Genomic DNA, 13,134 nt, shown 5'->3' on the forward strand with positions numbered 1-13,134 from the left:
TACGCAACAAAAGCTAGCGATGCGAAATAAAACTTGACTGAGATCATGTTTACCCATTAAACAACGGTGATACATGCATAAAAACGTAATGTTAATGGATGAATATGCCCATAGGGAGATCATGGATAAGATACAGGGAAAAGGGATGTATCGTCAGAGGATGAAGCGTAAATGAACTGGCAATTAGTCTCTTTTTTTGGCGATAGTACCGTGCTACTGCCTAGTGCAGTGGTGCTGTTTGCGGTGCTGGCGCTGCGTAAAGCATCCCGGACGCTGGCCTGGCAATGGGCGTTGCTTTTTGGCATTACGGGTACTGTCGTGTGTATTTCAAAGCTGGCTTTTATGGGCTGGGGTATTGGCATACGGGAAATCGATTTTACCGGTTTCAGCGGACATACCGCACTTTCTACCGCTTTTTGGCCAATCCTTTTATGGCTGTTAACCTCACGGGCGCCTTTCTCCGTCCGCTGTAGCGCCGTATTCGTAGGTTATGCCCTTGCTGTCATAGTTGGCTATTCCCGTTTGATGATTCATGCACATTCGGTATCGGAAGTGGTGAGTGGATTTATCCTCGGAGCCTGCGGGAGCTTGATTTTTCTGCTGTTGCAATGGCGTGCGCATTCATCGCGCACTGCGCAGATCTCATGGACAGGCGTGCTGAGTATGGCAATCATTCCCCTCGTGCTGTTAAACACCGGGGCTAAAGCGCCAACACAATCGCTGCTGGGGGAAGTTGCAACCATGATCGGCCCATTTGACAAACCGTTCACCAGAGCCGATCTGCATAAGCATATATATTAATCATGCAATTCGACCAAGCTGTACATTATCAGCTTGGGGTGATTGGTATGATAAAATGCCAGACTGCGGACAATTAAGGGATAATAGAATCGTGGCTTTCATAAAGATGAAACATAATAATGTTAACAGAATACTTGAAAGCACGAACTATCATGATATTGCGGCTAGGATGATTCTTAAATCAAAACGGAATTTCGGAAATCAGAGTTATCTTTCTGGAACCCATAAACGAAGTGGGTAATGATGGCTATCATATTTTGTAGTTGACTGTTCTATAGTTGTTTTTTTGCATTAAACATGCGGATTATTTTATTTTCTTTATAATCATGTGGTTACGTATCCATACTGTTGCGGTGGTAATATCATGCCGGATGGGGAAAGAATCCATCAAATAATCTTATTAACGGATGAAATCCTGCCGGGGAAAATGAAAAATATCATCTTAACAGGTCTGTGTGGTTAAATTTATACTGCCATTTGCAGGAAGAATCTCGTAAACTCGGGGCGGTAAAAATAATAGTTGTGGTTAATTAACCAACAACAGGACGTAAAGAAAATTGCTGGATAAGAGGTACAGTGCGTTGGTAGCTGTTAAGCCAAGGGCGGTAGCGTATCCAGTTCCCCGGTCCTCCTCGTATTGAAAAGGCCTGAGTCAATCAGCCCTACGCCGAGCTACGTCATCGACATCTGATCATGTGCACATTATTGAGGCCGTGAAAGTAGCCTTGGCAACCAATATCGCTTACATTATGAATGCGTTAAGTTCACATCCGTTTACAGCAAACCGCTCGTACTTTGAGGATGTTGTCTATCGAGGCAATGGATCGCTGTTGTAAAAAATAGGCTTGTCGAACTCATAAGCTCCTGATTCTTAAAAATCCCCATTGCCGTACCCACCTGGTGGGAAGGGACTCGTAAATGGAACTTGAACAATGATGAAAATTGCTCGTATCGCACTTGCTTTGGGTCTGGTTGCATCAGTTAGCTCACAGGTATATGCAGCTGGATTGGTGCAAAATGATAATGAACTGCGTAACGATCTGGCATGGCTTTCCGATCGTGGGGTCATTCATCTCAGTCTTTCCACCTGGCCGCTCAGTCAGGAAGAAATCACTCGAGCGTTGAAAAAAGCAAAACCTTCATATTCCTCTGAACAAGTCGTACTGGCGCGCATTAATCAGCGGCTTTCTAATCTGAAGGCGGATTTTCGCGTTAGCGGCTATACATCGACTGACCAACCAGGCACGCCACAGGGCTTTGGTCAAAGCCAGCCGGCAGATAACTCGCTATCTCTTGCTTTTAATAACAGCGGTGAGTGGTGGGATGTGCATCTGCAGGGCAATGTTGAAGGCGGCGAACGTATTAGCAACGGTTCACGTTTTAATGCCAATGGCGCATATGGCGCCGTCAAGTTCTGGAACCAGTGGTTATCATTCGGTCAGGTGCCGCAATGGTGGGGGCCGGGTTATGAAGGCAGTCTAATCCGCGGCGATGCAGCCAGACCGATGACCGGTTTTTTAATGCAGCGCGCAGAGCAAGCTGCTCCGGAGACATGGTGGCTACGCTGGATTGGTCCGTGGCAGTATCAAATTTCCGCCAGCCAGATGAACCAGTATACGGCAGTGTCGCATACCAAAATCATCGGTGGTCGTTTGACCTTCTCACCATTCCAGTCGCTGGAACTTGGTGCCTCACGCATTATGCAGTGGGGTGGGGAAGGGCGACCAGAATCGTTTAGCAGTTTCTGGGATGGGTTTACCGGACAGGATAATACCGGTACTGACAATGAACCAGGTAACCAACTTGCAGGCTTCGACTTTAAATTTAAGCTTGAACCTACATTAGGGTGGCCTGTCAGCTTCTATGGCCAGATGATTGGTGAGGATGAAGCAGGTGGTTTACCTTCGGCAAATATGTATCTGGGCGGTATCGAAGGTCATCATGGCTGGGGCAAAAATGCGATTAACTGGTATGTGGAAGGTCATGATACCCGTTCCAATATGAATCGGACCAATTACAGCTATACCCACCACATTTATAAAGATGGTTATTATCAGCAAGGCTATCCTCTAGGCGATGCCATGGGAGGGGATGGGCAGCTGTTTGCAGGTAAAATCGAATTGGTTACTGAAGATAATCAGCGCTGGAGTACCCGTCTGGTGTATGCAAAGGTGAATCCGGAAAATCAGTCTATCAATAAAGCGTTTCCTAACTCAGATACGCTAAAAGGTATACAGTTGGGTTGGAGTGGCGATGTTTATAAATCTGTTAGATTGAATACTAATCTTTGGTACACGAATGCCGATAACAGCGATAGCGACGATGTTGGTGCCAGCGCAGGGATAGAGATTCCATTTAGTTTATAGGCTTGATGCTGAGAAGAATGCAGAATCTATTGATTATTAACGACTAATCAATAAGTACTCATACAGCGAATCAGTAATTGACATAATTTGGTTTATTGATGATGTGACATTATGAAGAAAAAAATTGTTAGGGTTTCAGCAGTGGCGGTGGCAATCAGCTTTTTGACAGCTTGTACTATTGTTCCGGGTCAGGGGTTGAACAGCTTACGCAAAAATGTAGTTGAACTTCCGGATAGCGATTACGATTTGGATAAATTGGTTAATGTATATCCGATGACACCGGGTCTTGTAGAGAAGCTTAGACCTGAAACTGTTCTTGCGCGGCCAAACCCGCAGTTAGATCAATTACTTAATAGCTATGAGTATCGAATTGGAGTAGGTGATGTATTGATGGTCACCGTTTGGGATCACCCTGAGTTAACAACGCCCGCTGGCCAGTACCGTAGCGCAAGTGATACCGGTAACTGGGTGAATTCAGACGGTACTATTTTCTATCCTTATATTGGTAAAGTTCAAGTTGCTGGAAAAACGCTCAGTCAGGTAAGGCAGGAAATTGCTAATAGACTGACAACTTATATTGAAAGCCCGCAAGTAGATGTCAGCATTGCCGCTTTTAGATCACAAAAAGCCTACGTGACAGGTGAAGTTACAAAATCCGGTCAGCAGCCGATTACAAATATACCGCTCACTGTAATGGATGCGATCAACGCTGCAGGTGGCTTAGCTGCAGATGCAGACTGGCGTAACGTAGTTCTTACTCATAATGGTAAGGACACAAAAATTTCATTGTATGCGTTAATGCAAAAAGGCGATCTCACTCAAAACCATCTTCTTTATCCTGGGGATATTCTGTTTGTCCCACGTAATGACGACCTGAAAGTGTTCGTGATGGGAGAGGTTGGCAAACAGAGTACGATGAAGATGGATCGCAGTGGCATGACATTGGCTGAAGCTTTAGGTAATGCTGAAGGGATGTCACAATCATTAAGTGATGCTACCGGTGTCTTCGTAGTACGGCAGTTAAAGGGTGATAAAGAAGGCAAGATCGCAAATATATATCAGCTAAATGCTCAGGATGCTTCCGCTATGGTCCTTGGCACTGAATTCCAGCTGCAACCCTATGATATTGTTTATGTCACAACAGCACCATTGGTGAGATGGAATCGTGTCATTTCACAGCTTGTCCCTACTATCTCCGGGGTACATGATATGACAGAAACTGTTCGATATATCAAGACTTGGCCATAATTATGTTTGATTCAATATTAATTGTTTGTACAGGAAATATATGCCGCTCGCCAATAGGTGAACGTTATTTACAAAAGGCATTCCCTGATAAAAAAATAGGCTCTGCAGGCACAGGGGCTCTAATTGACCACGAAGCTGATAGTAGTGCTATAAAAATTGCTGCTGAAAATGGTTTGTCTTTAGAAGGACATAAAGGAAGACAATTTACTTCTTCACTTAGCCGTCAATACGATTTAATTCTAGTAATGGAAAAAGAACATATAGAGCAAATCGATCGTATTGCACCAGAGGCAAGAGGGAAAACTATGCTTTTTGGGCAATGGATTGGGCAAAAAGAAATCCCTGACCCGTATCGTAAAAGTGAAGAAGCATTCTCTTCAGTGTATCAATTGATAGCGCAAGCCGGTTTAAGCTGGGTTGAAAAGCTAGGCAAATAATTCAGGAATTATTACATGTCTCCAGTAATAAATAAAACCAATACAAAGGATGCAGATGAGGTAGACTTAGGCCGTTTGATTGGCGAGTTTATTGATCATCGGAAGCTAATAGTATCTATTACAGCATTATTTACTCTCATAGCTTTACTTTATGCCTTATTTGCAACTCCTATTTATCAGGCTGATTCACTTATTCAAGTTGAGCAAAAACAAGGTAACGCGATTTTAAGTAGCTTAAGTCAAGTTCTACCTAATAGCCAGCCAAGTTCTGCACCAGAAATTACTTTGCTTCAATCTAGAATGATTCTAGGGAAAACAGTCAATGATCTGAACTTACAAGCGAAAATAGTTCAGAACTATTTCCCTATTTTTGGGAAAGGCTGGGCAAGACTGATGGGAGAGAAAACAGGGACGATTTCAATTAGTCGTTTGTATATTCCGAATGGAATTGAAGATTCTGTATCGGAATTGGAATTGAAAGTTGAAGATAAATCACATTATATTGTGGATTTCGAAGGTAAAAAAATTAGAGGTGAAGTCGGGAAACTTCTAAATGAGGATGGAATTTCGCTTAAAATTGACAATATAGATGCGCAGCCGAATTCTGAATTCACGATATCGTATATTAGTAGATTAAAAGCAATATCAGAAATTCTAAATACTTTCACAGTAACCGATGAAGGTAAAGATACAGGCATGCTAAGTCTGTCAATGACAGGTGAAGACTCTACTCAAATTGTAAAAATATTAGATAGCATCAGTAATAACTATCTGGCACAAAATATCTCGCGCCAAGCGGCGCAAGATGCTAAAAGTTTAGAATTTCTTAATTTACAACTGCCAAAAGTTAGAGCTGAGCTTGATGTTGCCGAAGATAAATTAAATTTATACCGGCGTCAAAAAGATTCTGTTGATCTGTCGCTGGAAGCAAAATCAGTACTTGAGCAAATCGTTAATGTAGATAATCAGTTAAATGAATTAACATTTCGTGAGTCTGAAATATCTCAGCTTTATACCAAAGAACATCCAACATATAAGGCTTTGATGGAAAAACGGAAGACATTAAAAGATGAACGAAATAAGTTAAATGAGCGAGTGTCTGCAATGCCGAAAACGCAACAAGAAATATTGCGGCTAAGTAGGGATGTGGATTCTGGACAAGCCGTATATATGCAGTTGCTCAACAGGCAGCAGGAACTAAACATAGCAAAATCAAGTGCTATTGGTAATGTTAGAATTATTGATAATGCGGTCTCCTTGCCTAAGCCTGTAAAACCTAAAAAAGTAATTGTATTATTATTAGGATTCATAGCGGGATTAATGGTGTCTGCTGGCATCGTACTCCTCAAAGTGTATTTAAGAAGAGGGATTGAAAGTCCTGAACAATTAGAGGAGATTGGCATTAATGTTTATGCTAGCATTCCGGTATCAGAGACATTTTCACGATCGATTAGCTCTAAAGCTATCCTGAAAAAAACACAAAGAACTGAAAATACAAAATTTCTTGCAGTCGAGAATCCTGCTGATCTTGCAATAGAGGCAATACGAGGATTAAGAACGAGTTTACATTTTGCGATGTTAGAGGCAAGAAATAATGTGTTAATGATTTCTGGGGCAAGTCCTAATGCAGGTAAAACCTTTGTTAGTTCAAATTTGGCTGCAGTGGTTGCGCAAACAGGTAAAAAAGTATTATTTATCGATACTGATATGCGAAAGGGATATGCGCATAAATTATTTGATGTAAATAACGATAGTGGCTTATCTGATTTTCTTTCAGGACGAAATGAAATAGAGAAAATAATTAAAACAATTCCTGCAGGTGGGTTTGATTTCATATCAAGGGGAGTAACTCCACCAAATCCTGCTGAATTACTGATGCACCGTAATTTTGGTGCACTTATTGATTGGGTCAGTAAAAAATATGATATTGTAATATTAGATACACCTCCAATCTTGGCTGTTACGGATGCGGCAATTATTGGGAACTATGCAGGAACAACACTTTTAGTGGCTCGTTTTGAACAGAACACTGTTAAAGAAATTGATATAAGTTCCAAACGTTTCGAACAAAGTGGAGTTCAGGTTAAAGGGTGCATATTAAATGGTGTAGTCAAAAAAGCTAGTAGCTATTATGGTTATGGCTATAACCATTATGGATATTCTTATAAAGAAAATAAATGATAAACTTAAGGAGTCGGACTAATGGTCCGGCTTTCTTAATATTTACCAGAATGATTATTTATTAATTGAAAATTGCGTTATATACATGAGAGGGAATTATGGCGCTTCTCAGTAAAAATCTTCTAGTTAGTTTTACATTGGCAATATCAGATTTCATAAGTTTCACTATATCAATATACTTGGCTTTAGGTGTTATGATGTTAACATCTAATTCTGGGGGGGGGATCGTTAATGAGCAAATTGAAGGCTGGTTGTTACTTCATTTTATTTTGGCATTATGCTGTATAGCATGGTATTCAATGCGTCTAAGACATTATTTTTATCGAAAAACGTTTTGGTTCGAGTTGAAAGAAATACTTAGAACGTTAATTATATTTGCAATCATAGAGATTGCAGTACTGGCTTTCACTTCATGGTCTTTCTCAAGATATCTTTGGGTATTTACTTGGGCCTTAATACTTTTTCTTGTGCCAACTTGTAGAATGTTAACTAAAAGAATACTTGATACTTTTGGTTACTGGAAGCGTGATACTTGGATTATAGGAACTGGACCAAATGCTAAGGAGGCGTATAAAGCAATAAGCAGCGAACGCAATCTGGGGTTAGTAATTGTTGGATTTATTGAGTGCTCAGGTAATTATAATATGAGAAACACCATTGATGGCATCGTTGTATTGCCAGATGACCTCAAATGGCTTGAGACTAAAGATAAGAAAACACAATTTATTGTTGCTGTTGAGTCTAATCAAAGCGATATAAGAAATACCTGGCTACGTAATTTCATGATAAAAGGTTATCGATACGTATCCGTTATCCCAACATTGCGAGGGGTGCCGTTAGATAGCACTGACATGTCATTTATTTTTAGTCATGAAGTGATGATATTTCGTGTGCAGCAGAATTTAGCCAAATGGTCATCAAGAGTATTAAAACGTGCATTTGATATAATTGGTTCGATAATCATAATAACGATTCTATCGCCACTATTAATTTATATTTGTCAGCGAGTTAGAAGAGATGGAGGACCAGCAATATACGGGCATGAACGTATTGGTAAGGGTGGTCAGTCTTTTAAATGCTTAAAATTTAGATCTATGGTGATAAACTCAAAAGAAGTTCTAAAAGAATTACTTGAAAGCGATCCACTCGCAAGAGAAGAATGGGATGCAACATTTAAGCTAAAAAATGATCCAAGAATTACAAAAATAGGAAGTTTTTTAAGAAGGACTAGCCTTGACGAATTGCCTCAACTTTTTAATGTATTAAAAGGGGAGATGAGTTTGGTCGGTCCGCGGCCAATTATCATGGACGAGCTTGAAAGATACAATGATGAAGTTGAATATTATCTGTTAAGCAAACCGGGAATGACAGGCCTCTGGCAAGTAAGTGGACGTAGCAATGTTGATTATGAAACAAGAGTGTATCTTGATGCTTGGTATGTGAAAAATTGGTCCATGTGGAATGATATAGCTATATTGTTTAAAACAGTAACGGTTGTCCTAAAAAAAGATGGTGCATATTAAGTACAGAACATTATGAAGAAAATCCTAATCGCATGTCGCGGATATTATCCTCATATTGCTGGTGGCGGAGAGATATCTACAAAAAAACTGGCTGAAGAATTATCCAGTCTTGGATATGATGTTCATGTTCTAGCCGTTGATTGCAAAGACAAGGATGATTTGATAGAAAATGTTAAAGTTAGTAGAGTAAAGTTTAAAAATATTTACTGGTCTATGGGAAAGGAAAAGCATAACCCACTCGCAAAGTTAATTTGGCACATAATAGATTCTAACAATATTTTCTTTGAAAGCAAACTGACAGAATTATTAGAACGAATAAAACCTGATGTCTTAATAACTAGTACAATCGAGGATGTATCCTCAATTATCTGGCGGGTAGCGTATGACCTTCGTATTCGGACATTACATATACTTCGCAGTTACTCTTTACTTTGCAAAAATGCGAATATGTATAAAGAAGATAATTGTATCTCCCAATGTGCCAGTTGCAGAACATTAACTTTGATGAAAAAGACCAATTCACAGTATGTTAATGATGTAGTTGGAATCAGCAAATATGTACTAGAAAAACATATTGAAAATGGTTATTTTCGAAATGCAAAATCTCATATAATATATAATATGTGCATAGATGAGATTGTCGAAAAAAGGAAGTTGAATGGTTTTCAATCACCACCAATTAAACTTGGGTATTTAGGGCGAATTCATAAAACAAAAGGCATAGAACTTATCATAACGGCAGTTAGTAAGCTAAAAAAAGAACAAAAAGATAAAATAATAATATGTATAGCTGGTACTGGAGAACCTGACTATATAAATGAACTTAATATGTTATCAGTGAATTTCGGTTTGAATATTAAATTTTATGGGAATGTAAAACCTACACTGTTTCTAGATGACATGGATATGCTTATTGTTCCATCGAAATGGAACGAACCATTTGGAAGAGTTATTGTTGAAAGTTTAGGTCGAGGGGTCCCTGTAGCCGGGAAAAAGGTAGGTGGCATTCCTGAGTTATTAAATGATAATAAAGATTTTTTATTTGACATAGCGGAAGAATTAACTGAAATAATAAATTTATATTTAATTGGAAATATTGAGTTCAATTTTCAGTTAGAAAAATTTGAAACGAAGAATATACTTGAAATATGGGGGCAGGTCCTTGATAAAGATTAAATTTAAAGACCAATTTTTATATGATGAAAGATGGATTGGCGAACATGGAATTGGCAGGTATGCCTATGAAATACAGAATAGAATAAAATTTAATAACACGATTAAAAGTAAAGTGAAACCAACCAGTCCGCTAGATATTTTTGTGACACCTTGGTATTTACTGTTCAATAGTTTGATATATATTACCCCCGGTTTTAATGCCCCTTGGTTTTTCGCCAAAAGAACAATTATAACAATACATGATTTAAATCATATTGATATTAAGGGTAATGATAGTGTTTTGAAATCACTATATTATAACTTAATACTAAAAAGGGCATGTAAAAAGTGCATCGCCATTTTTACTGTTTCTGAATTTTCAAAAAAACGAATCGTAGACTGGAGCGGCATATCACCTAAGAAGGTGGTAGTAGCAGGCAATGGAGTATCAAAGGGGTTTATTCCAACGGGAGAGAAGTATTTACCAGGCTATAAATATTTTTTATGTGTGAGTAATAGAAAAGAGCATAAAAACGAAAAGCGTTTAATTGATGCATACTGTCGATTAGAAAATAAACATGATGTGAAGTTATTATTTACAGGTAATCCAACCGATGAGATGATTGATTATATTAAATCAAATAATGCACAAGAAAATATAATATTTACTGGATATATTGACGAAGCCGATTTCCCAAAATACTATCGTGGTTCGATTGCTTTACTCATGCCATCGTTATATGAAGGGTTTGGATTGCCTGTCATTGAAGCAATGGCATGTGGGGTTCCGGTTTTGGCGTCTAACACTACCGCATTGAATGAATTGGCGAGAGGTTATGCCATTACAGTGGACCCATTTTCTATCGGAGAAATCACGGCGGGGCTTAACTCACTTATAACTGATGATGTTTTGAGGGAGGAGTTGGTTATAAAAGGATTGCAAAGAGCAAAAGAATATTCATGGGATAATACAGTCGAAATAATTATTGACGAGATTAATAAAATTAATTATTAAGGTTGTTAGAATAGTATTGATTTTATAAAATAGGTGGTTAGTACAATGATAAATAACATCAGCATCGGCATTGTTGCCGATTGGTTTGTAACTTATGCTGGCTCGGAAAAGGTTGTTGCAGAATTTTTAAAGGTATTTCCTGATTCCGATTTATATGCTGTTGTAGATTTTTTAAGCGCTGAAAATAAGACGCGATTTAACAATAAACCTATTCAAACGACCTTTATTCAAAACCTACCAAAAGCAAAAAAATATTATCAAAAATATCTTCCCTTGATGCCTTTGGCAATTGAACAATTAGATGTATCTCAACATGACATTATTCTTTCAAGCAGTCATGCTGTTGCGAAAGGTATCCTTACAGGACCAGATCAACTGCATATCAGCTATGTCCATTCTCCGATCAGATATGCATGGGATTTACAGCATCAATATTTAAGAGAAGCTGGTCTTGAGTCCGGTGCTAAAGCCATGTTGGCAAGATGGATGCTACATAAGATTAGGATGTGGGATACTCGGACATCGAATGGCGTGGATCATTTTATTGCCAATTCAAATTTTATTGCTAAGCGAATTAAAAAGGTATACGGAAGGGATGCAGATGTCATTTATCCTCCGGTCGATGTTGATTCGTTTGAATTAGAGCAGTTCAAAGAAAACTATTATATGACAGCATCACGATTGGTACCCTATAAGAGAATTGATTTAATTGTTGAAGCATTTGGGTACATGCCAGAAAAGAAATTAATTGTTGTAGGTGATGGGCCAGAAATGGCGAAGATTAAAAGAAAAGCACAAAAAAACGTTGAGATCTTAGGGTATCAAAGCGATTTAGAAATGCAAAACCTAATGCGTAAGGCTAAAGCTTTTGTTTTTGCCGCTGAGGAGGATTTTGGTATAACTCCTGTGGAGGCACAAGCATGTGGTACACCGGTAATAGCATATGGTAAAGGAGGTGCACTTGAGACTGTGCTGGATGTTAATCATTCAAAAACTCCAACTGGTATTCTTTTTGATAAACAGAATTGTGATTCGATCATTGAAGCTGTAGAAAATTTTGAAAATAGCAAAGACTGTTACCATCCGGAAGATTGTCGTAGGAATGCTATGAGGTTTTCTGTTGAGAGGTTTAGAATGGAAATAGAAAATTATGTGATGTCTAAGCATTCTGCATTTATAAAGTAATTGTGGGATTTATGATGAAAATCAATAAAGTTCAAGTTATTTCCTTTATATTCTCTCTATGTACCAGTGATTGATCTAATCAGTGTGATGGGGTTCCGGTTAACTTTAATACCATTGATCATTTATGGCATACTTATTTTAATTAATAAACGGACGATTGATAAAAATATTTGGTATGTACTGTTTTTTTTCCTATTGTGCACCCCTTCTTTATTTTATACTTATGACATAGGGAAATCAGTAGGTTATCTTTTTTTGATTATCTTTAATTTTATTTTTATATCATGCGTATTTAAGTCTCTAGCACAGGAAGATTATTATCAAACTTTACAGGGGGTTATGAATTCATATCGAGTTCAGATTGTCATTGGTGCAATTCTCAATATTTTACATATTCAGGAACGAGCTCATGTTTTGTACTATGAGCCATCCTATTTTGCAATTTCATTAATTCCCTATGTGGTTTTAGTATTAGCATCACTATTAAAACAGAATCATTCGTTGCCAACTCCTGCGGCAAGACCATTAGATTTGTTTTCATGCTTAGTCGCAATTGTTACAACTAAAAGCGCGAATTTGATACTGATTTTTCTGATCGGGTTTTTAATTTTATCATTGTATGGTAGACGAAAATTATTAAAAGTGGTGGTAACCTTAGTATTTGCCAGTATTGCATTTATGTGTCTATACTTTTATGCGAAAGAGAATAATGATTTAATTGCAATTACATTTAAAAACATTTTTATGTCGGATAATGTCACTCAGGCTCTAATCGAACGCGCAGGAAACCATTGGTATAGAGTTGAAATGGCTTATGATGTAGCTTTGCAACATTTTTGGGGGGTTGGGATTGGAGCATATACGGAGTTCACGCTTAATAACAAAAGCTCATACCCGTACTATAGTTCACTTCCTTGGTATCTGAATCCATTTGGGTTGCCTGCGATAAGTCTGTATATTGAAATGGCAGCTACGTGTGGATGGCTAGCGTTAATAGTGTGGCTTGCATGGCATTATAAAATGCTTTTTTCTAAACATGTATCTTCAGCAAAGGGAAGTGTAATATTTTTTTCTCTCATTATCTCCATGTTAATCTTAATCATAGAGTCAAGTTTCATGCGTCCCTACTATTGGGCATTGATTGGGATTTGTTTAGCCCATTCAGACAAAAAATACTTTCCTCGACGTATGAGAAATGACTGAATAAATGTGCAAATTGTTTA

10 protein-coding genes are annotated in these 13,134 nt (G+C 38.3%); all 10 read left to right on the forward strand.

The genetic code is table 11. The features are described from left to right. Positions 1 to 171 precede the first annotated feature (171 nt). Positions 172 to 801, forward strand: a complete 630-nt coding sequence (locus ABLU86_RS02630) for a phosphatase PAP2 family protein (RefSeq protein ID WP_045361559.1) — start codon at positions 172 to 174, stop codon at positions 799 to 801. Between the two features lie 932 nt (positions 802 to 1,733). Then, complete coding sequence (locus tag ABLU86_RS02635; RefSeq protein ID WP_348795912.1) at positions 1,734 to 3,167, forward strand: capsule assembly Wzi family protein; 1,434 nt, start codon at positions 1,734 to 1,736, stop codon at positions 3,165 to 3,167. Positions 3,168 to 3,278: 111 nt separating this feature from the next. Then, a complete protein-coding gene (locus ABLU86_RS02640; RefSeq protein ID WP_045361553.1) occupies positions 3,279 to 4,415 on the forward strand; it encodes a polysaccharide export protein in 1,137 nt (378 codons plus the stop codon). 2 nt (positions 4,416 to 4,417) lie between these two features. Then, positions 4,418 to 4,852: a protein-tyrosine-phosphatase gene (locus ABLU86_RS02645; protein ID WP_045361550.1), complete on the forward strand. Its 435-nt coding sequence runs from the start codon at positions 4,418 to 4,420 to the stop codon at positions 4,850 to 4,852. A gap of 15 nt (positions 4,853 to 4,867) precedes the next feature. Then, positions 4,868 to 7,033 (forward strand): polysaccharide biosynthesis tyrosine autokinase, encoded by a 2,166-nt coding sequence (locus ABLU86_RS02650; RefSeq protein ID WP_046883245.1) that lies wholly within the window; start codon positions 4,868 to 4,870, stop codon positions 7,031 to 7,033. A gap of 98 nt (positions 7,034 to 7,131) precedes the next feature. After that, on the forward strand, positions 7,132 to 8,556 hold the full coding sequence (gene wbaP / locus ABLU86_RS02655; RefSeq protein ID WP_046883244.1) for an undecaprenyl-phosphate galactose phosphotransferase WbaP: 1,425 nt from the start codon (positions 7,132 to 7,134) through the stop codon (positions 8,554 to 8,556). Positions 8,557 to 8,568: 12 nt separating this feature from the next. Beyond that, entirely contained in the window at positions 8,569 to 9,732 is a 1,164-nt protein-coding gene (locus ABLU86_RS02660) for a glycosyltransferase (protein WP_045361541.1), read from the forward strand. Further along, positions 9,719 to 10,726, forward strand: a complete 1,008-nt coding sequence (locus ABLU86_RS02665) for a glycosyltransferase family 1 protein (protein WP_225526373.1) — start codon at positions 9,719 to 9,721, stop codon at positions 10,724 to 10,726. The genes ABLU86_RS02660 and ABLU86_RS02665 overlap by 14 nt, the downstream gene beginning before the upstream one ends. Before the next feature lie 45 nt (positions 10,727 to 10,771). Next, positions 10,772 to 11,911, forward strand: a complete 1,140-nt coding sequence (locus ABLU86_RS02670) for a glycosyltransferase family 4 protein (protein WP_045361538.1) — start codon at positions 10,772 to 10,774, stop codon at positions 11,909 to 11,911. 339 nt (positions 11,912 to 12,250) lie between these two features. Then, the gene (locus ABLU86_RS02675) at positions 12,251 to 13,114 is read left to right on the forward strand and encodes an O-antigen ligase family protein (RefSeq protein ID WP_045361535.1); all 864 of its coding nucleotides are present in this window, start codon (positions 12,251 to 12,253) and stop codon (positions 13,112 to 13,114) included. The last annotated feature ends 20 nt before the right edge of the window (positions 13,115 to 13,134 follow it).

The sequence above is a fragment of the Klebsiella sp. JN_Kp121 genome (genome assembly GCF_040062145.1).
Taxonomy (GTDB): Bacteria; Pseudomonadota; Gammaproteobacteria; order Enterobacterales; family Enterobacteriaceae; genus Klebsiella; species Klebsiella aerogenes.

Excerpts from the sequence above, each read along its gene's own strand:
- ABLU86_RS02630 (WP_045361559.1), top strand. The coding sequence starts at position 172 with ATGAACTGGCAATTAGTCTCTTTTTTTGGCGATAGTACCGTGCTACTG.
- ABLU86_RS02635 (WP_348795912.1), top strand. The coding sequence starts at position 1,734 with ATGATGAAAATTGCTCGTATCGCACTTGCTTTGGGTCTGGTTGCATCA.
- ABLU86_RS02640 (WP_045361553.1), top strand. The coding sequence starts at position 3,279 with ATGAAGAAAAAAATTGTTAGGGTTTCAGCAGTGGCGGTGGCAATCAGC.
- ABLU86_RS02645 (WP_045361550.1), top strand. The coding sequence starts at position 4,418 with ATGTTTGATTCAATATTAATTGTTTGTACAGGAAATATATGCCGCTCG.
- ABLU86_RS02650 (WP_046883245.1), top strand. The coding sequence starts at position 4,868 with ATGTCTCCAGTAATAAATAAAACCAATACAAAGGATGCAGATGAGGTA.
- wbaP (WP_046883244.1), top strand. The coding sequence starts at position 7,132 with ATGGCGCTTCTCAGTAAAAATCTTCTAGTTAGTTTTACATTGGCAATA.
- ABLU86_RS02660 (WP_045361541.1), top strand. The coding sequence starts at position 8,569 with ATGAAGAAAATCCTAATCGCATGTCGCGGATATTATCCTCATATTGCT.
- ABLU86_RS02670 (WP_045361538.1), top strand. The coding sequence starts at position 10,772 with ATGATAAATAACATCAGCATCGGCATTGTTGCCGATTGGTTTGTAACT.
- ABLU86_RS02675 (WP_045361535.1), top strand. The coding sequence starts at position 12,251 with ATGAATTCATATCGAGTTCAGATTGTCATTGGTGCAATTCTCAATATT.